The sequence below is a fragment of the Agrobacterium sp. a22-2 genome (genome assembly GCF_012276985.1).
GTDB lineage: Bacteria > Pseudomonadota > Alphaproteobacteria > Rhizobiales > Rhizobiaceae > Allorhizobium.
Genome location: NZ_JAAXMM010000006.1, coordinates 207,533 through 229,003, shown reverse-complemented (window position 1 = coordinate 229,003; position 21,471 = coordinate 207,533). Strand labels below are relative to the sequence as shown.

Genomic DNA, 21,471 nt, shown 5'->3' with positions numbered 1-21,471 from the left:
ATTGCTCCTCCTCGTGTCTCTCCCTGACACCAGACCATCATTTGTCTTTTTCCGGACCGGATCAACCTGTACTTTGGAAAAGGGAACTTTTTTGTTTGCTGCGTTGCAGCAACGTCGCCTGATTATTGTGACGGTCGGCACATTGCCGCCGGTGCGACTCTAAAAACCTCGGGCCACCCGTGGACATTCACAGTTTCAACGGTATTTTCGCGGAGCAGTCGTCATTTAGTGGACGGTGGATGAAGGCTGGCGCTGATAGGCAGGACGGATCGAACCGGAATACCGCAACGATCCCAAATTGGAGAGAACCATGAAGAAGGCTATTGTACTCATGCTGGCGGGCCTGTCGCTTGCTGGCTGCACCCAGACGGAAAAGGGTGCCGGCATCGGCGCCGTGTCGGGTGCCATCATCGGCGGCGCGATCACCGGCGACGTGCGCGGTGCAGCCGTCGGCGCAGCCATCGGCGGCGTTTCGGGTGCTGTTATCGGCAGCGTCGCCGATCAGCCGGGCCAGTGCTACTACCGCGACCGCTACGGTCGTCGCTATGTCGATTCCTGCCCGCGCGGCTATTGATATCCGTCGATACCAGAGGTCCGGGCCCTGCGCCCGGACCTCATTCAAGGATAGTTTTCGGGATATGCGTCCCAAAATGATATCCATCCCGGCTTTTTGCTATTAAAGTGGAACCTTAGCTAAGCGGAAACCCTTGTCCGCCATGATGGCCGGGTAAACAAAAAAGCTGCGTATGCCGAGTAGATCGACATCACCGAAGGTTAGTATCGCGTTTCGGAAGGCATGCACCGGGTTGACGGTCGCAACCGCCCTGTCCCTGTGTCCACTCGTTGCCGGCAAAGCTTACGCTTTCAAGCTATTCGGGATAACGATTTTCGGCGAACCCGAAACGGCCAACGACGTTATCGACCCTGTTTCCTACAAGGCCGACCTGAGCACTTCCACGACCGATCCGGATCTACGCGAGGTTTTGGAAAACAGCTCCCGCCTGGTCCAAGAAGCAGACAAGCCCGTATCCGGCGATCTCGGGCTGGTGATCAAGGCGCGCGACGACCGCGATCGCCTGCTGGCCGCCCTTTATGAAAATGCCCGCTATGGCGGCGTCGTCACCGTGGAAATCGACGGCCAGAATATCGACACCCTGCCGCCCAACCCCGAATTCAGCCATGCCGCTCCTGTGCCTGTGACAATCAAGGTGGAGCCCGGCCCGGTGTTCACGCTGGGCCGTGTCTCGCTGACCGGCGACGCGGCGGAACTGGATGCTGAGACATACGATCTCGTGCCCGGCGGCAGTGCCGGCTCGCTGTTGATCCTGAAAGCCGCCGACAAGATCGTCGAGGACTTGAAGGCGGGAAGCCGGCCTTTGGCTCGGCTGACGGCCCGCGAGGTTGTTGCCGATCACAAGGCGCTCACCGTCGACGTGACCATCGGCGCCGATGGCGGCCCGGTGGCGCCCCTCGGAACAGTCTCGGTTTCCGGCACGAAGGCCGTCGATCCGGACTTCATCCGGCGCTACTCGCGTCTCAACGAAGGCAAGCCCTATTCACCCGAAGACCTGCGCAAGGCAGGCGACCGCCTGCGCAAGCTCGGCGTCTTCTCAAGCGTGTCCATTCGCGAGGATGAGAAACTGGCTGCCGATGGCTCCATCCCTCTGGGCATCGTCGTATCGGAAGGCAAGCATCGCTACTTCGGTGCCGGGGCATCGGTCTCGACCATCGATGGCTTCGGGCTGGAGGGCTATTGGGGACACCGCAACCTGTTCGGCCAGGCGGAATCCCTGCGGATCGAAGGATCCGTCAGCGGTCTTGGCGAAACGACCGACGCGACCGAGCTGAATTATTCGGCAGGCATCTTGTTTTCCAAGCCGGGAGCCTTCTTTCCCTCCGCGACGCTGAACGCCAGCGTCAAGGCTGCGACGCTCAATACGGACTCCTACGATTCGGCCACGGTGACCGGACTTGTCGGCCTCTCCTACGAGTTGACTGACTATGACACGGTCTCGGCCGGCACCTCGCTGGAATTTGCCGACATCGACGACGCCTTCGGCAACAACCAGTACCTGACCTTCGCAATTCCGCTGGAATATGTGCGAGATGCCCGCGACAACAAGCTCAACCCGACCGAGGGTTATCGCGCCGCGATCAACGTGACGCCAAGCTATGAGATCCTCAACAGCACGGTTTTCTCGTCCTTCGAAGCAACGGCATCTGCCTATCAATCGGTCGGCGAAGATGACCGCGTGGTCTTTGCCGGCCAGGTCAAGCTCGGCACGCTGTTCGGCGACGGCAGCCTGCAGGATATCCCGGCGACGCGGCGCTTTTACGCCGGCGGCGGCGGTTCGGTGCGTGGTTATGCGTTCCAGGAGATTTCTCCCTACAACTCCGAGGACGAGGCAACCGGCGGTCGCTCCTATGCCCTTGCCTCGCTGGAAGCCCGCGTCAAGATCACCGAGACCATCGGTATCGTGCCTTTCCTTGATGCCGGCAGCGTATCGACCGCGAATATTCCCGATTTCTCCGATATTCGCATGGGGGCCGGCATCGGCCTGCGCTATGCAACGCCCTTTGGCCCCTTGCGGTTCGACGTGGCAATGCCTCTTGATGCCTATCCCGATGGCGCTAGTTACGGCATCTATGTCGGCATCGGCCAGAGCTTCTAGAAGAGCCTCTAGAGCAGAACGATTGCACGCCCCCGGGCATGAGAAGGTTGCGACTTGGCAATGACCCTATTGAGACGAATAACCGGTGCAACGCTGCGCCTTCTCGGCCTGCTGCTGATCGTGCTGGCAATCGTCGGTGTGGCCGCGGTTGGAATTGCCGGTTTCACCACGCTTGGCGCGCGCGTCGTGACCGACATGATTGCCTCCGCCGTCTCGACCCCCGACCGCACCATCACGATCTCGGAACCGCAGGGCCTGCTGAACGGCCATCTGCGCGCCGGGACCGTCACCGTTTCGGATACTCAAGGCGTCTATGCGGAAATCCGTGATCTCTCCATTGACTGGTCGCCTCTGGCACTTCTCTCAAGACGCTTCGAAGCCCAGCGGATTTCGGCCGGCACGGTCGCCCTCGAACGGCAGCCAGTCGTCACGGAAGTTGCGACCAGCACCGGGGATGATGGTTTCTCGCTGCCGGTTGCCATCGATGTGAAAGCCGTTGATCTGCCGATCGTCAAGCTCGGCGAGGCCCTGATCGGCAATGCCGCATCGCTGGCCCTCAAAGGCAATGTCATGGCCGACAATGCGGCGATCGCGGCAACGCTTGCCATCAACCGGACATCCGTTCCCGATGCGGCACTGACGGCCGACCTCGTCTATGCACCGGCCAGCAATAGCCTGACCCTTGAAGCCCAGCTTACCGAGCCGGAACAGGGCATTCTGGCCACCTTGCTGCGGCTGCCGGGCACGCCGGCCATCGACCTCAATCTGTCGGGCGATGGCGCTTTATCACAATGGAAGGGCAAGCTGACCGCAGCGGTAGCCGGCCAGCCGCGGCTGAGTGTCGATGCAACCCACACGCTCGCCGCCGACAACCTGCGCCAGGTCACTGTCAAGGGCAGCGGCCAGTTCGATACCTTCCTGCCGCCGGCTCTGCGGCCGCTGTTTGCCGGCGATACGCAGATCGATCTGGCAGCCGCCTTCGGCGCGGGTGGATCGGTCGATATCGAGACTGGCACGATCGCCACGGGCAGCATGCTGGTTTCGGCCTCCGGCAGCCTTGATCCCAAGGGCGCCAACGACCTCAAGGCCAATCTGATCGGCGTCAGTGGACCCGTCGATTTCCGCTGGCCGAGCGGCAATGACGAGATCCGCGCCCTGATCAATGGCCTTGATGTCTCCGTCACCGGCTCGGCGGCCTCCGCCAAGGTGAACCTGGCCGCCGCCGTCGAATCTCTCTCCCTGCCGCAGGGCCAGTTGAACGGCTTGCAACTGACCGCCAGGAGCGACAGCTTCGATATCGCCGGACGGCAAGGCGTGCTCGATACGACCGTCTCCGTCGCCTCCAGCCAATTTACCGACGAGACCATCAACCGGGCCATTCGCGCACCGCTGACCATCAAGGCGCCCGTGACCCTGTCGACCGAAGCCATCTCCGTCGAAGGGTTGACCCTTGAAAGCGCCAGCATCGGCGGCACGATCAATGGTGCTTACACTCTTGGCGATGCCTCCCTGTCTGGCGGCTTCCAGCTCTTTGCCCTGCCGGGCGTCCTGCCGGAAAGTCTTGCTGTTAAATTCACCGACACGATCGGCCTTGCCGGCGCACTGACCTATTCGGCTGAAAAGACGCTCTCCATCACGGATTTGCAGCTGACCTCCAATGCTGTCGAGGCAACCGGCAGCCTCAATCTTGCCGATAGCCGGCTAACCGCCGACCTCAAGGGCACATTGCCAGAGATCGGCATCTTTCTGGACAATGCGGAAGGATCGGCTGCATTCACGCTCAAAGCGCAAGGGCCGATGAATGCCATCGCCGCCGATGCGACGATTTCCGCCGCAAGCGCCACCCTTGCCGGCCGCACGCTGCAGTCGCTTGATATTGCCCTCAGCGGCACCGCGGACCCGAAACAGCCGCAGGCCACGATCACTGCCAATGGCAGCCTTGACGGGCAGGCGATCCAGCTGGATGCAGATTTGGTCTCCCGGGACGGCAAGGCCAGCATTCCCGATCTGACCGTCAGGGTCGGCGACAACAATCTCAAGGGCGCGCTCGACTTCAGCCCGCAGTTCCTGCCGTCAGGGATCTTGGATTTCGACTTCCCCGATATCGGCCTTCTGGCAGCGCTCGGCGGCCAGACCGCCAGCGGCGACCTGAAAGGCAGCCTGAAGATTGCCCAAAGCGACAATCATATTTCGATGGATATCCTGGCCGCCGGCCGAGAAATCAAGCGCGACACGGTGACGGTGACCACCCCAAACATCGATCTGGCCATCAGCGATGTGAAGGCTCTGGCCGTTCAGGGCAAGATTTCCGCCGGTGCGGTCAGTGCTGGCATCAACCGCATCGAAGCGCCTATTCTGTCCTTCTCCCGCCAGGGCAGCGCCACCGATTTCGATCTTTCCGCCCGCTATGATGGCGCACCGGTGACCTCAAAGGGCACCTTGACCCAGGAGGGTTCGGCGTTACGGGTCGCTCTGCAGAGCTTTGCTGCCGCGCCGCGCTCGATCCAGCTGAAACTCAGCCAGCCAGCTTCAATCCGCATCGCCGATGGTCGGGCGACGATCGAAACGCTGATGATTGCCGCCGGCACCGGCACGGTCATCGTCAGCGGCACCGCCGGCGAGACGCTGGATATCTCGGCGGCGATCCGCAATCTTCCGGCCGCCCTGGCCAACCCGTTCGTGGCCGGGCTCGATGCCGCCGGCGACATTTCAGGCGACGTGAAGGCAACCGGTCGGGCCGCATCCCCCAACGTCACCTATGCGCTGACCTGGAACAATGCCGTGGTTGCGCAAACGAGGTCCGTTGCATTGCCGCCGCTCTCCATCACCGCCTCGGGCACCTATGCCGGCGACCGCCTGTCGCTCGACACCAAGGTCAGCGGCCAGGGCGGACTGACCCTGAACGGCGGCGGCTCGCTGCAGCTGTCCGGCAACAAGCCGATCTCGATGAAATTTGCCGGCAAGCTTCCCTTTGCCCTGCTGTCGGGTCTGATCGCCAATCGGGGCTTCCTGCTTGAGGGCTCCGCCGACGCCGACATTACCGTCTCCGGCACGACGGCATCGCCGGTCATCAATGGCACCGTGCGCACCCGCGGCGCCCGCTTCGTCGACGTCAAACGCAATCTTGCCATCGAACAACTCACAGCCGATGTGGCGCTCGGCGGCAATCGCGCCACGATCTCCGGCCTCAGCGGACGTCTGGCCGGCGGTGGAACGCTGTCGGGTGGCGGGACGATCGACATCGCGTCACCCGGCCTGCCGACCGATATCCAGATCAAGCTCGACAAGGCCGCCTATGTCGATGGCTCGATGTTCACGACATCGGCCAGCGGGACACTGTCGCTCACCGGGCCGCTTCTGGCCTCGCCTGTTCTGTCCGGCAAGATCGCCATGGCGAAGACCTCGATTACCGTTCCCGAGCGTCTGCCGGCATCCCTGTCCGAACTCAATATCGCCCACAAGAATGCCCCCGCCGACGTCCGCCGGCAGATGGCCGAGGTGATGACCAAGGAGGAAAACGGCAGTTCGTCGGCGATCAATCTCGATTTGCAGGTCTCGGCGCCCTCGCAGATCTTCGTTCGCGGCCGAGGTATCGATGCGGAACTGGGCGGCGACCTGACCATTCGCGGCACCAGCGCTGCCCCACAGGTGTCCGGTGCCTTCACGCTGCGACGCGGTCGCTTGAGCATCATGACGAAGCGCCTCGACTTCACCGAGGGCACCATCACCTTTGGCGGCGCGCTGATCCCGATCATCAATCTCGAGGCGACCAGCACCTCCAACAGCACGACGATCACCGTGACCGTGTCCGGCCTGGCCAATGACCCTGATGTCAGCTTCTCCTCGTCTCCTGCCCTGCCGCAGGATGAGATCCTGGCCCAACTGATCTTCGGCCAGTCCATGGCAAAACTGTCTCCATTGCAGATCGCGCAGCTGGCGGACGCCGTCGGGCAATTGGCCGGCGGCCGATCCACCTCGCTGTTCAATACCCTGCGCAACACCATCGGCGTCGACGACCTTGATATTTCCACTGACGAGAAGGGCAATGCGAATGTCAGCGCCGGCCGCTATCTGAACGACCGTACCTATCTGGAACTGCAGGCCGGCGATGGCGGCGGCAAGGCGGTCATCAACCTCGATGTCGGCCGTGGCGTAAAGCTGCGCGGCGAAGCAGGCGGGGACGGGTCCGGCGCAGCCGGCATATTCTACGAAAAGGAATACTGATACCAAGTCTCGATGATAGGAATCTGTAGGGCCGAGAAGCCGACCGAAGGTGGCTTATGGCAGGCCTGTGGCGTTGTTGCGCCGATTGGCCGATGCGACTGCATCGCCCTGAGCGCCGCGCCTAGCCAGACACCTCCATAAGCCATCCTATAGGTTCCTATCATCGAGACTTGGTATCAGTAACCATCAGCAGAAAATATGTTCGAATCTGTACTCCGGAAGCTCTCCAAGACTCAAATATTTTTGAGCACCTGATAGCAAGTAAATACTATCTTAACTCGACATCCTTAAAATCAAGGGTGACTGCAGACATGACGGCGCCTCAACAACAGAGCCTTCGGATGAGTTTGCACTGCAGCGAATGAAGCGCTGCCTAAATGTTCATGTCAGTGTACCCAATTCAACACCGCAAAAAGGTGCCGCAGATGTCACTTATTCCAGGCTTTAGCTCCGACGCGAAGAATATTCTTAGCGCGTTGAACAAATCGCAGGCGATCATTGAATTTGACCTTAACGGAACAATTCTGTCCGCCAACGAGATATTCTGTAACCTGCTTGGCTATCAGCTGTCCGAGATCAAAGGAAAGCACCATAGCCTGTTCTGCGATCCGGCCTATGTGGCAACGCCGGACTACAAGGAATTTTGGGCCATGCTTGGCCGCGGCAAGTTCGATACGCGGGAATACAAACGTATCGCCAAGTCCGGCAAGGAAGTCTGGATTCAGGCATCCTACAATCCGGTCCTCCGTGGCGGAAAGCCCTACAAGGTCATCAAGGTCGCGACCGACATCACCGAAGCGAAGCTGAAAACGGCGGAAGATTCCGGCAAGGTTGCAGCGATTGGCCGGGCCCAGGCCGTCATCGAATTCACCCCGAAGGGTGACGTCATTCGCGCCAATGACAATTTCCTCAATGCGCTCGGCTACTCCGAGTCCGAGATACAGGGCAAGCACCATTCGCTGTTTTGCGAACCGTCTTATGTCAACAGCCCCGCCTATACTGCCTTCTGGCAAAAGCTCGCGGCTGGCGAATATGTGGCTGAAGAATTCAAGCGGATCGGCAAGGGCGGACGGGTCGTCTGGATCCAGGCCTCCTACAATCCAATCTTCGACATGAACGGCAAGGTGTTCAAAGTCGTCAAATTCGCAACCGACATCACGGAGCGGGTGCGCGCCGTTGATGAAATCGCCGCCGGACTGACCGCGCTTGCCGACGGCGACCTGACGGCCACCATCGACAAGCCCTTTATTCCAACCCTGGAAAAGGTTCGCGTCGATTTCAACAATTCGATCGCCAAGCTTCAGGAGGCAATGCGCACCGTGGCCGAGAATGCCTCCGCCATCGCAGCCGGCTCGCGTCAGATCCAGAGCGCATCCGACGAACTCGCAAAGCGCACCGAGCAGCAGGCCGCGGCTGTGGAGGAGACCGCCGCAGCCCTTGAAGAAATCACCCAGACCGTAACCGACAGCTCCAAACGGGCGGATGATGCCGGACAATTGGTCGCCAAGACCAAGGCTGCGGCCGAAAAATCCGGCGAAATTGTCAAAAGCGCCATCGGTGCCATGGGGCAGATCGAATCCTCGTCCCGCGAAATCAGCAATATCATCGGTGTCATCGATGATATTGCCTTCCAGACCAATCTGCTGGCCCTGAATGCCGGCGTCGAAGCCGCTCGCGCAGGCGAGGCCGGCAAGGGTTTCGCCGTCGTCGCCCAGGAAGTGCGCGAACTGGCCCAACGCTCCGCGACGGCCGCAAAGGAGATCAAGGCGCTTATCACCGCCTCGTCCAACCATGTCAAAAGCGGCGTGTCTCTGGTCGGCGACACCGGCCAGGCGCTGATCGAAATCGTCTCGGAAGTGCAGGATATCGACAGGAACGTCGTGGCGATCGTCGGTGCCTCGAAGGAACAATCAACGGGCCTTCAGGAAATCAACAAGGCCGTCAATGCGATGGACCAGAATACCCAGCAGAATGCTGCGATGGTCGAAGAATCCACCGCCGCAAGTCATAGCCTGGCGCGTGAAGCGGAAACACTTCGAAAGCTGCTTCAGCAGTTTAGATTTGAGCAACACTCTTCTGTTAATCTTACCCCAGTGAGAACCGATGCCTCTGCAGTCCACCGTCCTGCACCATCGCCCGCACGCAAACTCATGGCACAAGTCGCCCGCGCTAACTCTGGCAGAGCGGTAACGGCCCAGGCTCAGGAAAGTTGGGAAGAATTCTAATGGCCACACCAATCAATCCCACCAGCTTCGGCGGTGAAACCCTTGAGATCATTGCCTTCCGGCTCCACGATCAGGAATTCTGCGTGAAGACCACGACCATCCGCGAAATTCGCGGCTGGGCGCCCTGCACGCCGATCCCCCATGCTCCGGCCGACGTCATCGGCGTGATGAACCTTCGTGGTTCGGTTATCCCGATCATCGATCTGGCCTACAAGCTGGGCATGAAGAGCACGGTTGCCAACGAACGCTCTGCGATCGTCGTTGCTGAGGTCCACAACATGGTCATCGGCATGCTCGTTGATCGCGTATCGGATATCCTGACGATTCCGAGCATTCAGGTCCAGCCGGTGCCGGAAATCTCTGCTTCCTTCGACAAGTCCTTCTCCGAAGGCATCATCGCCAACGAAAACGGCATGATCTGCTTCCTGAACCTCGCAAAAATGTTCAAGGGCAGCGAAATCGAAGAACTCGCCGCCTGATTTCTACATCCGGTCTCAAAAAAGACCATCAGAATACAAAAGAAGCGGCCTTTCGGCCGCTTCTCTGTTTTTAGGACTATCCGAACAGCACGAAGGTCTTCTGCAGGGTGACCCAGACACCCCAGAGAATCGGCACACCCACGACGGCCCAGGCGACAAGTGCCTTGCCATCGAAACCGCCCTTGCCGATGCCGAACGAGCCGCTCGGACCGGCCGTCGTCGCCTTGCTCTTGGCCTGCAGCGCGGCAACTTCGTCATCCGACATGAACCACTTCTCGGAAAGCGGCTTGACCAGCGCATTGGCCACAAGCCCAAGTGCCAGCATGCCCGCCAGGATATACATCGTGAAATCGTAGACCTGGGCGCGGGGAATGCCGGCAGCGATCTGCGCCTCGCGGATGTAGTTGACCACCACCGGGCCGATGATGCCGGCCGTTGCCCAGGCCGTCAGCAGCCGCCCGTGGATGGCGCCCACGAATTGCGTTCCGAAAATATCGGCCAGATAGGCGGGGATCGTGGCGAAACCGCCGCCATACATCGACAGGATGATGCAAAAGAAGGCAACGAAAAATACCTTGCTGCCGATGCCCGCCGCCCAGGGAGCAGAGGCATAAAGCAGGATCCCGAGAATGAAGAACACATAATAGGTGTTCTTCCGTCCGATCCTGTCGGACAGCGATGCCCAGAAGAACCGGCCGCCGATGTTGAACAGGGAAATCAGGCCGGTAAAGCCCGCCGCAATCGCCGCAATCGCCGTCAACTGCTCCTTGCTGAGATCGGAGAACTTGATCTCCGGCAGGCCGAGCAGCGATCCGGCGAAGATTTCCTGCAGCATGGGAGACGCCATGCCGATCACGCCGATGCCGGCCGACACGTTGAGGCAGAGAACGGCCCAGATCAGCCAGAACTGCTTGGTCTTGTGGGCGTCGCGCAGGTGTACGTGGCGATGGGTGATCATCGTGCTCTTGGCAACTGGCGGCGTCCAGCCCTCGGGACGCCAGCCGGCCGGCGGAATGCGATAGCCGAAGGCACCGCCCATCATGAAGACGAAATAGATGGCCCCCATCACCACGAAGGTCTGCCAGACGCCGACGGACACGTCGGTGCGGAAGGTGCGCATCAGCAGGTCGGCCAGGGGAGCACCGATCATCGCGCCGCCGCCAAAGCCCATGATGGCCATGCCGGTCGCCATGCCACGCCGGTCGGGAAACCATTTGATGAGCGTCGAGACCGGCGAGATATAGCCGAGCCCCAGGCCGATGCCGCCGATCACGCCGGCACCCAGCCACATCAACCAGAGCTGGTGGGTCATGACGCCGATGGCCGCGATCATGATGCCACCGCACCAGCAACAGGCCGAGACGAAGCCGGCGCGACGCGGGCCGACCCGCTCCAGCCAGCCGCCCCAGATAGCCGCGGATGAGCCAAGCAGCACGAAGAACAAGGTATAGATCCAGCCGAGATCGCTGACCCGCCAGTCGCAACTGGTGGTGAAGAGCGCCGAGATCAGCGTGAGGTCGGCGCAGGCGACTGACTGGTTGATGCCGATGGCCTTGGTCAACGGCAGCCAGAAAACGCTGAACCCATAGGCCATGCCGATGCAGAGATGGATGGCAAGGGCTGCCGGCGGCACGAGCCAGCGGTTGAAGCCCGGTTTCGCAATGATACGTTCACGGTCGAGAAGGCCGCCGCCTTCATATCCGCCCGCTAAAGTTTCTGTGGTAGCAGACATATCTCAAATCCTCCCTTGCACCGGTCACAATGCCGATGGCTCTATCCCGCAACCGCACGCCTTCGAATGGGCCTGTCTGTTTGTCCTCCGACGACACACCCGTTAGGCCGGTCAATCCTGAAGCCGCAACACGGCTTCCTCCCCGCAGTCGGCACCAGCCTTTGACAAAAGACAGGTGCTGCCAGCAGCGTGGCCAAGCAACCCGCATGCCATTCGGATGACCTATATTTTTCAATGGCTTAAATTTAGAATTACTCCGGCATCGGACAGAATGTCCAAGAAGTCAGGACAAAATGTCCGAGAGGCGAAGATGTCAGTTGGCCTCGGGAAGCCAGATGGAAAACCGGGTGCCTTTGCCCGGCACGCTTTCCGCTTTCAGGGTGCCGCCCTGGCGGGTGATCAGCGTCTGGCTGATCGACAGGCCGAGACCCGTTCCCTCGCACTGCTTGGTGGTAAAAAACGGGTCGAAGATCCGCGACAGGACATCCTCAGTCATGCCGATCCCGGTATCGGTGACATGGATGCCGATCCCGACCCGCTCACCCAGTTCCTCGTCAGCGCTGGTCAGACGCAAGGTCCCGCCTCCGGGCATGGCATGGATCGCGTTGACGATCAGGTTGACGAGCACCTGTTGCAGTTCCGTCCGGTTCATCAGCACCAGCCTTGTCGCCCGATCTTCCCGTTCGACGGCGATTTCCGACTTGTTGAGAAGATGCTGGACCAGCGGCAGGCAATCGGAAATGACATTCGCCGCCATGGTTCGCTCGACATAGCCGGCATATTCCTCCGGCTTGGCAAATTGCAGGAGCTTTGTGACGATCTGGTTGACCCGATGGATCTGCTCATCGATCAGTCGCAGCTCAGTCGTCAGATCGTCCGCCCGATCGCCCAGAACGCTGCGCACCACGTCGAGATTGCCTTGCATGACGGCGATCGGATTGTTGATCTCGTGCGCGACGCCAGCCGTAATCTCGCCGATCGCGGCCAGCTTTTCCGACATGATCAGCTGTTTCGTCGTCGCCTCCAGCTGCCGGTTGGCCAGTTCGAGTTCATGGGTTCGCTCGGCGACGCGGTCGTTCAACTCGTCGTTCCAACGTCTCAACTCCCGGTCCCGCTGCTGCAACTGGTCGAGCAGACTGTCGAGGTGAAAGGCCACCCTGCCGATCTCGTCACTGGCATCCTGTAGCCCGGAACGGGCACCGAGATCGCCCGCTTCAACCTTGGTGATCGTGCTCGTCATGCGCTCCAGTGGCTTGAAGATCGCCCGCGCCCAGCGCAGGAAGATCGGCACGCTGGCAATTGTGACCACCAGGAAGGCGACCAGGATGCCGATGATCGTCTCGGTTTTGGCGCGGGAGAACGGCGCCTCGAGAAATCCGACATAGAGCATACCGACGCGCTTGCCAAAACTGTCGCTGATCGGCTCATAGGCCGAGACGTACCAGTCGTTGACAACGAAGGCGCTGTCGAGCCAGACACGCCCCTCGCCGAGCACGCGGGACCGTACGGCGGCAGAGACACGGGTGCCGAGCGCCCGCTTGCCTTCGAACAGCCGGACATTGGTGCTGACACGCACGTCATCCAGAAACAGCGTCGCCGTGCCCTGGCTGCCCTCCGGCAGGCTTGCCTCCCGATAGACCAGATCGTTGATCGTATCGATGAAGACGAGATTCTGGTTGAGCAGGATGCCGCCGACCAGCGCCGCCTCGCCGAAGCCGGCAACCAGGACGGGACTCGCCGAATGCACCACCATGCCGCGGGTCTCCGTCGAACGATCGGTCGCCACCGCATTCGGCGTCGGCACCAGTTCCAACCGCGCGCGCGCGGCAAGATCCGGCGAGATCGCCTGCAGTTCGGCATTCGAGAAGATGTCGATGGCCGTTTTCGCCTCGCCCGCAAAGGCCGATACGAGCACCGGCCAATCCGGACGGATCGATCGCCCACCTTGCGGCTGGGGTGGCGCAATCACCTTGCCAGTGCGATCGACCAAGAGCAGAAAATCAAGCCCCAGTCGCTTGCGGTTGTCTTCCAGATAGGCCGGCAGCGCTGTGTCACCGTCGCGCGTCACCGCATCCTGAAAGGCAATCGAACCGGTCAGCGCATTCAGATGCTCGCCGGTATTTTCCAGAATGCGCGACAGATACTGATGCGCGATGGTCAGGTCGCCATTGACCTTCGAGATCAGCAGCGCATCGAACTTGGTTTCCCATCGTGCCATGGTAACGAAGAGCAGCAGAGGCAAGATGACCAGCGTCGGCAAAAGGGCGATGGCCAGCAGCCGAAACCGGATCGACCGACCGCCCCGCACCCGACCGTTGTCCGGATCGGCGTCAGCCATTCCAGGAGACGAATTTTCGATCGATGGTCTTGCGGGAGATGCCGAGCCTTCTGGCGGCCTCGTCGCGATCGCCGCGTGTCTCGTCAAGCACCGCCAGGATATGCAGGCGCTCGACCTCCTCCAGCGTTCCCACTGGCGCCGTGGCGGTCAGACTGCGCTGACCTTGCAGATCGTCGGGAAACCGGCCGAGAATCAGCGACCGTTCGATCAGGTTGCGAAGCTCGCGGACATTGCCGGGCCATTCATAACTTGAGAGGCCGGCCCGCACCCGTGCGTCGATCTCGACCGGCGGCATACCGAGCTGTTGCGACAGCTTGTGCATGAAAAGGCTGGCGAGTTCGAGCACATCGCCGTCCCGGTCGCGAAGCGGCGGCAATTGCAGCCGCATCACATTGATGCGGTAGAACAGATCGGCGCGGAACGCCCCCTGCTGCACCAGCTTTTCCAGATTGGCATTGGTGGCGAAGATGAACCTGAGGTCGACGGGAACCTCGCGCTCGGCGCCCACCGGCCGCACCCGCCGGTCCTCGATGACGCGCAGCAGCTTCGACTGGGTCGCCGGCGGCATTTCGCCGATCTCGTCGAGAAAGAGCGTACCGCCCTGGGCATGAAGAAACAGCCCCTCGCGCGCCGCTTCAGCTCCGGTAAACGCGCCTTTGATATGGCCGAACAGCTCGGACTCGATCACGTCAGGCGGAATGGCCGCGCAATTGACCGGCACGAAGGGCTTGGCGGCGCGATCCGACAGCGTGTGCAGCGACCGCGCCGCCACTTCCTTGCCGGTCCCCGACTCTCCCGTCAGCAACACCGTGGTCGGCAGCGGAGCCACCCGGGCAATGGTGTCACGGACCTGCTGGATGGCAGCGGAGCCACCAATCAGCTTGTCGCGCAGCAGGATATGATCGGCGGTTGCCTTCAGCTCGTAGCGCAGCACGAAGTTTTCCCGCTGCAGCCGCATGCGGTCGAGACAGCGCGCCACGGCATTGAGGATCTGGTTGGAACGGAACGGTTTCAGCACGAAATCGACAGCACCAGCCCTGAGCGCCCGGATGGCGGTTTCCAGATCGGCATAGGCGGTCATCAGGATCGCATCGGCGAAGAAGCCGATCGCCCGCTGCTCGATCAGCCAGTCGACGCCATTCTTGCCGGGCATGATATTGTCGAGGATAACCACATCGAAATGGTGCTGGTCGAGCTTGCGCGACGCCTCTTCCGTATCGGCGGCTTCCTCGATGCGCTTGCAGCGCGGCGCTAACGTTCGCACCAGGAAATTGCGCATGCCAGGCTCGTCATCGATGACGAGAATGCTTGCCTGCGCCAGCCAGGGTCCGAATTCGGGATCCCGTTCGTTCACCTGGATCTTGCGTACCGTCTCTGCCCTCACTGTGTCGCCCGCTCCCCTCGTTCAACGTCGGTCATGCATAGCAGAAGGCAAGGCGAAACGCCAAAGTGATACGGAGGCTTCGGGTCGCTAGGCCGCAACCGGCCGCTTGATCTTCTGCGCGGCCTCCATCACCAGCGGCAACAGTCCCTCGCCGCCCTTGTCGACATGGTCGAAGAACTGGCGGCGCATGCGCGCCTCCCAGAACTTGTTGATATGGTTGGCCACCCCATCGACGCGCACCGCCTCAGGCTGCGACAGGAAGAAGGTGGCGATCTGGTTCGCCATGCGGATCAGTTTATCTGTGGTCTGGTCATGCGACATCGGATACGGCTCCGGCCTGGATGCGTTCGGGTCTGGTGAAGATTTCGAATTCCTCGCCGCGGGCGATCGCGACAAGGGTCATGTTGGCGGCCTCGGCCGTGCGGATGGCCAGCGCCGTCGGGGCGGAAATGGCAATCAGCACCGGACTGCCGAGCATGGCCGCCTTCTGTACCATCTCGACCGATAGCCGGCTGGTGACCACCACCGCACCGGCGCTGCCCGCATGGCCGCCGCGCAGCACCGCGCCGACAAGTTTGTCGAGCGCATTGTGCCGGCCGACATCCTCGCGCATCGCGACAAGGCCGGTGCCGGGAACAAAAAAGCCGGCGCCATGAACGGCGCGCGTCTCACGGTTCAGAACCTGTGCCAACCCCAGCAGGTGAACCGCATCGACGACATCGGCCGGCGTGAGACCCAAACCATGTTCCGGCAGTTCGCGCACCACCCGCACCGCCTGCTCGATCGATTCGATGCCGCAAAGCCCGCAGCCGACCGGGCCGGCCATCTGACGGCGACGGGATGTCAGCGCCTCGGCGCTGGAATCGACAAGGCCGATCTGCACATCCACGCCGTCACCGGCCGCGACAACCTCGATAGTGTCGATCTCCTCGCGCGCGCCGATGATCCCTTCGGTCAAACAGAAACCGACAGCGAAATCCTTGAGATCCGCCGGCGAAGCCATCATCACCGCATGGGTACTGCCGCCAAACGAAAAGGCGATCGGCACTTCTTCAGGAACGATCCGGCTACCCGGCGTCACGGTGCCGTGGCGGAACTGTAGCTCGCGAACGGATGTGGAGGTCTTCATAGCGACTAAGCCCCTATTCCGCCGCCTCCAGCTTGCCGGCGATCCGGCGGGACTGCCTCGACAGTTCCTCGTAATCCTGCTGCCAGTTGGAAGGACCATTGGACGGGCTCACCTGAACGGCGGTCACCTTGTATTCCGGGCAATTGGTCGCCCAGTCCGAATAGTCCGTCGTGATGACGTTCGCCTGCGTTTCGGGATGGTGGAAGGTAGTGTAGATCACGCCCGGCGCCACGCGGTCGGTGGTCAACGCCCGCAGTGTCGTCTCGCCCGCCCGGCTGGCCAGCTTCACCCAGTCGCCATCCTTGATGCCGCGCTGTTCGGCATCGTGCGGATGGATCTCCAGGCGATCCTCCGCATGCCACACCACATTCTCCGTCCGACGCGTCTGCGCGCCGACATTATACTGAGACAGGATGCGACCCGTGGTCAGCAGCAGCGGGAAGCGCGGGCCGGTGCGCTCATCCGTCGCCACATATTCCGTACGGATGAACTTGCCCTTGCCGCGCACGAAGCCGTCGACATGCATGATCGGCGAGCCTTCCGGATGGGCCTCGTTGCAGGGCCACTGCACGGAGCCCATCTTTTCCAGGTAGTCGTAAGAGACATTGGCGAAGCTCGGCGTCGTGGCGGCGATTTCATCCATGATCTCGGACGGATGCTGGTAGGCCCAGTTCAGTCCCATGGCCTGGGCGAGCTTCTGGGTCACTTCCCAGTCGGCATAGCCGTTCTTCGGGCTCATCACCTTGCGGACGCGGTTGATGCGCCGTTCGGCATTGGTGAAGGTGCCGTCCTTTTCCAGGAAGGTGGAGCCCGGCAGGAAGACATGGGCGTAGTTCGCCGTCTCGTTGAGGAAGAGGTCGTGCACGACGACGCATTCCATGGCGGCAAGACCGGCCGAGACATGTTTTGTATCGGGGTCGGACTGCAGGATGTCCTCGCCCTGGATATAAATGCCCTTGAACGAGCCGTCGACGGCCGCATCCAGCATATTGGGAATGCGCAGACCCGGTTCGTTGCTAAGCGTCACGCCCCACAGCTTCTCGAAGGTCTCGCGGGTCGCATCGTCCGAGACGTGCCGGTAGCCCGGCAGTTCGTGCGGGAAGGAGCCCATGTCGCAGGAACCCTGCACATTGTTCTGGCCGCGCAGCGGATTCACGCCGACGCCCGGACGACCGATATTGCCGGTCACCATGGCGAGATTGGCGATCGCCATGACGGTGGTCGAGCCCTGGCTATGCTCGGTGACGCCAAGACCGTAGTAGATCGCACCATTGCCGCCCCGGGCAAACAGCCGGGCCGCACCGCGCAGCTCTTCCGCTGGCACACCGGTGAATTTCTCCGTCTCTTCCGGGCTGTGCTGCGGTTCGGAGACGAACCCTGCCCAATCCTCGAATTCCGACCAGTCGCAACGCTCGCGGATGAAGGCCTCGTTGAACAGGCCTTCGGTGACGATGACATGCGCCAGCGCCGTCATCACGGCGACATTGGTGCCGGGCTTCAGCGGCAGGTGGAAGGCGGCCTCGATATGCGGGCTCTTGACCAGATCGGTGCGGCGCGGATCGATGACGATCAGCTTGGCGCCCTGGCGCAGCCGCTTCTTCAGCCGCGACCCGAACACCGGATGACCATCCGTCGGATTGGCACCGATCACGATCACCACGTCGGAATGCTCGACGCTGTCGAAATCCTGGGTTCCGGCTGAGGTGCCGAAGGCCTGGCCGAGACCGTAACCGGTCGGCGAATGGCAGACGCGGGCGCAGGTATCGACATTGTTGTTGCCGAAGCCGGCGCGGACCAGCTTCTGCACCAGGAAGGTTTCCTCATTGGTGCAGCGCGACGAGGTGATGCCGCCGATCGAGTCCCTGCCGTATTGATACTGGATGCGGCGGAACTCGGAGGCCACATGCGCATAGGCCTCTTCCCAGCTCACTTCGCGCCAGGGATCGGAGATCTTTTCGCGGATCATCGGGTTGAGAATGCGGTCCTTGTGGCTGGAATAGCCATAGGCGAAGCGGCCCTTGACGCAGGAATGGCCGCGATTGGCCTTGCCGTCCTTCCACGGCACCATGCGCACCAGCTCCTCGCCGCGCATTTCCGCCTTGAAGGAACAGCCGACGCCGCAATAGGCGCAGGTGGTCACGACCGAATGCTCCGGCTGGCCGATTGATATCACCGACTTTTCGGTGAGCGTCGCGGTCGGGCAGGCCTGCACGCAGGCGCCGCAGGACACGCATTCCGAGGCCAGGAAATTCTCGTGCATGCCGGGCGAAACGCGACTGTCGAAACCACGGCCCTCGATGGTCAGCGCAAACGTGCCCTGGACCTCCTCGCAGGCCCGCACGCACCGCGAACAGACGATGCATTTGGAGGGATCATAGGTAAAGTAAGGATTGCTCTCGTCCTTCGGCATCCACTTGGCATTGATGCCGGCGGTGTCGCGCGCCTTGACGTGGTTGTCCCCTTCATAGCCGTAACGCACATCGCGAAGACCGACGGCGCCGGCCATGTCCTGCAGCTCGCAATCGCCATTGGCAGCGCAGGTCAGGCAGTCGAGCGGATGGTCGGAGATATAAAGCTCCATCACGCCCTTGCGGATCTGCTTCAGGCGCTCGGTCTGGGTATGGACGACCATATTGGCCATCACCGGCGTCGTGCAAGAGGCCGGCGTGCCGTTGCGGCCTTCGACCTCCACCAGACAGAGCCGGCACGAGCCGAATGCGTCCACCATGTCGGTGGCGCAGAGTTTCGGCACCTGGATACCGGCCTCCATCGAGGCCCGCATCACCGACGTGCCTTCCGGCACGGTCACCTGCCGACCGTCAATCGTCAGCGTCACCGTTTTTTCGGAACGCGACACGGGCGTGCCGAAGTCGATTTCAGGAACGAGACCCATCAGAAGGCTCCTTTGAAAAAGGTGGGTGCAGGACGCATCATCTCAGGCCCCTTCACCACGTTTCGTTTCGGCAAGCGTATCGGCAACCAGCGCATTGGCATGACCATGTCCCAGGGCATGCTCCTGCTTCAGCCAATTGACGATCTGCATATGCGTCATGCCTGATTGACCGCGGACCAGCGTCTTCCAATGCGCGATCGGCTGACCATAAGTCTTCTCGATCGACGGAAAATAGGATGCCGGGCCTTTGACTTTCGCAGCCTCGCTCATTCCGCCGCCTCCACCATCGGTGCCGGAGCGAAATCCTCCGGGAAATGGGTCATGGCGCTCATGACCGGATAGGGCGTGAAACCACCCAGCGCGCAGAGCGAACCGAATTTCATCGTCTGGCAAAGATCGGTCAGCAAAGCCTTGTTCTTGTCCACCTCGATACCCTGGCCGATGCGGTCCACCACCTCGACGCCACGCGTCGAGCCGATGCGGCAGGGCGTGCACTTGCCGCAGCTCTCGACGGCGCAGAATTCCATGGCGAAACGCGCCTGCTTCAGCATGTCGGCGCTGTCGTCAAACACCACGATGCCGGCATGACCGATCAGACCGTCGCGCGCCGCAAAGGCCTCGTAGTCGAACACCGTGTCGAACAGCGAGGTCGGAAAATAGGCGCCCAGCGGCCCGCCGACCTGCACGGCCTTGACCGGACGACCCGAGAGCGTGCCGCCGCCGATGTCGTTGATCAGCTCGCCGAGCGTCACGCCGAAGGCCGTCTCGTACAGGCCGCCATGCTTGATATTGCCGGCCAGCTGGATCGGGATCGTGCCATGCGACCGGCCGACGCCGAAGTCGCGATAGAAGGCGGCGCCGCGGTCCATGATGACCGGAATGGAGGCCAGCGACATGACGTTGTTGACCACGGTCGGACAGCCGAACAGGCCCTGCAGCGCCGGCAGAGGCGGCTTGGCCCGCACGATGCCGCGCTTGCCCTCCAAGCTGTTGAGCAGCGAGGTCTCTTCGCCGCAGACATAGGCGCCGGCGCCGGTGCGCACTTCCATGTCGAAAGCCCTGCCTGAACCCAGCACCGATGAGCCGAGAATGCCAGCGTCGCGGGCGATCAGGATCGCCGCTTCCATGGTCTCGATCGCATGCGGATATTCAGAGCGCGTATAGACATAGCCCTTGGTGGCGCCCGTCGCCAGGCCGGCAATCGCCATACCCTCGATCAGCACGAAGGGATCGCCTTCCATGATCATCCGGTCGGCAAAGGTGCCGCTATCGCCCTCGTCGGCATTGCAGACGATATATTTGCGGTCACCGGGCGCATCGGCCACCGTCTTCCACTTGATGCCGGTCGGAAAGCCTGCGCCCCCGCGGCCACGCAGGCCGCTGTCGATGACCTCCTTGACGATCTCAGCCGGCGCCATGGCAACAGCCCGGGCAAGACCCGTCAGACCCTGGTAGCGCCGGTAATCCTCAAGCGACAATGGATCCGTCACGCCACAGCGCGCGAAGGTCAGCCGTGTCTGGTTCTTCAGAAACGGGATATCCTTGGTTTCGCCATGACAGAGCGCATGGGTCGCGCCCTCAAGGAAGCCGGCATCGAAAAGACCGGGAACGTCGGACGGCTTCACGGGGCCGTAGGCCACACGACCGTGCTCGGTGCGCACTTCCACCAGGGTTTCCAGCCACAGCAGGCCGCGCGATCCGTTGCGCACCAGCGTTACATCCAGGCCGCGGGCTTGCGCTTCGCGTGCAATGGCAGCCGCCACCTTGTCGGCGCCAACGGCGAGTGCTGCGGCATCGCGGGGAACGAAAACAGTCACGCTCATCGGCGCGCCTCCGCAATCAGGTCGCCCAGACAGTCGGCATCCAGCCGTCCATGCAGCTCATCGTCCAGCATCGCCGCCGGCGCACAGGCACAGAGCCCCAGACAATAGACCGGCTCCAGCGTCACCGCGCCGTCCGCCGTCGTGCCGTGCCAGTCGATGCCAAGCTTGCTCTTTGCGGAGACCGCCAATGCGTCGCCACCGACGGATTGGCAGGCCTCGGCCCGACAGAGCTTCAACACGTGGCGACCGGAGGGATGATCGCGGAAATCATGGTAGAAGGACACCACCCCATGCACTTCGGCCCGCGACAGATTGAGGGCCTCGGCAATCACCGGCTTGGCGGCTTCCGGCACATAGCCGAACGTGTGTTGGATCTCGTGAAGGATCGGCAGCAAAGGCCCTTCGAGGTCCCGCAGGTCCTCGATGATGGACTGGGTGCGCGATAGAATATCGTCCATCGACGATCGGATGTTCATGATCAGCCCTCCCAAACCGACACGAATGGCACCAGCGAAATGCCTGCAAGTATAAGAACCGAGTCGGAAAATTGTGTTAAATCACCCGCAAAGACC

Annotated in this window: 14 protein-coding genes; 5 read left to right on the top strand and 9 right to left on the bottom strand. The window is 61.6% G+C overall.

Translation table 11 applies throughout. The annotated features are described in order from the left end of the window. The first annotated feature begins 310 nt into the window (after positions 1 to 310). The 5 genes from HFC70_RS11700 to HFC70_RS11680 all read left to right on the top strand — a co-directional run bounded on the left by HFC70_RS11700 (position 311) and on the right by HFC70_RS11680 (position 9,600). Positions 311 to 574, top strand: a complete 264-nt coding sequence (locus HFC70_RS11700; RefSeq protein WP_168473417.1) for a YMGG-like glycine zipper-containing protein — start codon at positions 311 to 313, stop codon at positions 572 to 574. A gap of 172 nt (positions 575 to 746) precedes the next feature. Beyond that, the gene (locus HFC70_RS11695) at positions 747 to 2,672 is read left to right on the top strand and encodes an autotransporter assembly complex family protein (RefSeq protein WP_168473416.1); all 1,926 of its coding nucleotides are present in this window, start codon (positions 747 to 749) and stop codon (positions 2,670 to 2,672) included. Positions 2,673 to 2,732: 60 nt separating this feature from the next. Next, positions 2,733 to 6,896 (top strand): translocation/assembly module TamB domain-containing protein, encoded by a 4,164-nt coding sequence (locus HFC70_RS11690; protein WP_168473525.1) that lies wholly within the window; start codon positions 2,733 to 2,735, stop codon positions 6,894 to 6,896. A gap of 425 nt (positions 6,897 to 7,321) precedes the next feature. Continuing rightward, positions 7,322 to 9,121 (top strand): PAS domain-containing methyl-accepting chemotaxis protein, encoded by a 1,800-nt coding sequence (locus HFC70_RS11685; RefSeq protein ID WP_168473415.1) that lies wholly within the window; start codon positions 7,322 to 7,324, stop codon positions 9,119 to 9,121. After that, the gene (locus tag HFC70_RS11680) at positions 9,121 to 9,600 is read left to right on the top strand and encodes a chemotaxis protein CheW (protein ID WP_168473414.1); all 480 of its coding nucleotides are present in this window, start codon (positions 9,121 to 9,123) and stop codon (positions 9,598 to 9,600) included. The genes HFC70_RS11685 and HFC70_RS11680 overlap by 1 nt, the downstream gene beginning before the upstream one ends. Before the next feature lie 76 nt (positions 9,601 to 9,676). Here the strand turns inward: HFC70_RS11680 and HFC70_RS11675 are convergent, their stop codons facing one another. The 9 genes from HFC70_RS11675 to HFC70_RS11635 all read right to left on the bottom strand — a co-directional run bounded on the left by HFC70_RS11675 (position 9,677) and on the right by HFC70_RS11635 (position 21,375). Continuing rightward, positions 9,677 to 11,332 carry an OFA family MFS transporter gene (locus tag HFC70_RS11675; protein WP_168473413.1) on the bottom strand — a complete coding sequence of 552 codons (1,656 nt, stop codon included), beginning with the start codon at positions 11,330 to 11,332 and terminating at the stop codon, positions 9,677 to 9,679. A gap of 313 nt (positions 11,333 to 11,645) precedes the next feature. Beyond that, positions 11,646 to 13,670: a cache domain-containing protein gene (locus HFC70_RS11670; protein ID WP_168473412.1), complete on the bottom strand. Its 2,025-nt coding sequence runs from the start codon at positions 13,668 to 13,670 to the stop codon at positions 11,646 to 11,648. Next, positions 13,663 to 15,054: a sigma-54 dependent transcriptional regulator gene (locus HFC70_RS11665; RefSeq protein ID WP_168473411.1), complete on the bottom strand. Its 1,392-nt coding sequence runs from the start codon at positions 15,052 to 15,054 to the stop codon at positions 13,663 to 13,665. The genes HFC70_RS11670 and HFC70_RS11665 overlap by 8 nt, the downstream gene beginning before the upstream one ends. Before the next feature lie 87 nt (positions 15,055 to 15,141). After that, on the bottom strand, positions 15,142 to 15,375 hold the full coding sequence (locus tag HFC70_RS11660) for a formate dehydrogenase subunit delta (protein ID WP_168473410.1): 234 nt from the start codon (positions 15,373 to 15,375) through the stop codon (positions 15,142 to 15,144). Beyond that, positions 15,365 to 16,183, bottom strand: coding sequence for a formate dehydrogenase accessory sulfurtransferase FdhD (gene fdhD, locus HFC70_RS11655; protein ID WP_168473409.1), 819 nt, complete (start codon positions 16,181 to 16,183; stop codon positions 15,365 to 15,367). Before fdhD ends, HFC70_RS11660 begins: the two co-directional genes overlap by 11 nt. A 13-nt stretch (positions 16,184 to 16,196) precedes the next feature. Next, a complete protein-coding gene (fdhF, locus tag HFC70_RS11650; protein WP_168473408.1) occupies positions 16,197 to 19,076 on the bottom strand; it encodes a formate dehydrogenase subunit alpha in 2,880 nt (959 codons plus the stop codon). Positions 19,077 to 19,118: 42 nt separating this feature from the next. Continuing rightward, complete coding sequence (locus HFC70_RS11645) at positions 19,119 to 19,346, bottom strand: DUF4287 domain-containing protein (protein ID WP_168473407.1); 228 nt, start codon at positions 19,344 to 19,346, stop codon at positions 19,119 to 19,121. Then, positions 19,343 to 20,899, bottom strand: a complete 1,557-nt coding sequence (locus HFC70_RS11640; RefSeq protein WP_168473406.1) for an NADH-quinone oxidoreductase subunit NuoF — start codon at positions 20,897 to 20,899, stop codon at positions 19,343 to 19,345. The genes HFC70_RS11645 and HFC70_RS11640 overlap by 4 nt, the downstream gene beginning before the upstream one ends. After that, on the bottom strand, positions 20,896 to 21,375 hold the full coding sequence (locus tag HFC70_RS11635) for a formate dehydrogenase subunit gamma (RefSeq protein ID WP_168473405.1): 480 nt from the start codon (positions 21,373 to 21,375) through the stop codon (positions 20,896 to 20,898). The genes HFC70_RS11640 and HFC70_RS11635 overlap by 4 nt, the downstream gene beginning before the upstream one ends. Positions 21,376 to 21,471 lie beyond the last annotated feature (96 nt).

Excerpts from the sequence above, each read along its gene's own strand:
- HFC70_RS11700 (WP_168473417.1), top strand. The coding sequence starts at position 311 with ATGAAGAAGGCTATTGTACTCATGCTGGCGGGCCTGTCGCTTGCTGGC.
- HFC70_RS11695 (WP_168473416.1), top strand. The coding sequence starts at position 747 with ATGCCGAGTAGATCGACATCACCGAAGGTTAGTATCGCGTTTCGGAAG.
- HFC70_RS11690 (WP_168473525.1), top strand. The coding sequence starts at position 2,733 with ATGACCCTATTGAGACGAATAACCGGTGCAACGCTGCGCCTTCTCGGC.
- HFC70_RS11685 (WP_168473415.1), top strand. The coding sequence starts at position 7,322 with ATGTCACTTATTCCAGGCTTTAGCTCCGACGCGAAGAATATTCTTAGC.
- HFC70_RS11680 (WP_168473414.1), top strand. The coding sequence starts at position 9,121 with ATGGCCACACCAATCAATCCCACCAGCTTCGGCGGTGAAACCCTTGAG.
- HFC70_RS11675 (WP_168473413.1), bottom strand. The coding sequence starts at position 11,332 with ATGTCTGCTACCACAGAAACTTTAGCGGGCGGATATGAAGGCGGCGGC.
- HFC70_RS11670 (WP_168473412.1), bottom strand. The coding sequence starts at position 13,670 with ATGGCTGACGCCGATCCGGACAACGGTCGGGTGCGGGGCGGTCGGTCG.
- HFC70_RS11660 (WP_168473410.1), bottom strand. The coding sequence starts at position 15,375 with ATGTCGCATGACCAGACCACAGATAAACTGATCCGCATGGCGAACCAG.
- fdhD (WP_168473409.1), bottom strand. The coding sequence starts at position 16,183 with ATGAAGACCTCCACATCCGTTCGCGAGCTACAGTTCCGCCACGGCACC.
- fdhF (WP_168473408.1), bottom strand. The coding sequence starts at position 19,076 with ATGGGTCTCGTTCCTGAAATCGACTTCGGCACGCCCGTGTCGCGTTCC.
- HFC70_RS11645 (WP_168473407.1), bottom strand. The coding sequence starts at position 19,346 with ATGAGCGAGGCTGCGAAAGTCAAAGGCCCGGCATCCTATTTTCCGTCG.
- HFC70_RS11640 (WP_168473406.1), bottom strand. The coding sequence starts at position 20,899 with ATGAGCGTGACTGTTTTCGTTCCCCGCGATGCCGCAGCACTCGCCGTT.
- HFC70_RS11635 (WP_168473405.1), bottom strand. The coding sequence starts at position 21,375 with ATGAACATCCGATCGTCGATGGACGATATTCTATCGCGCACCCAGTCC.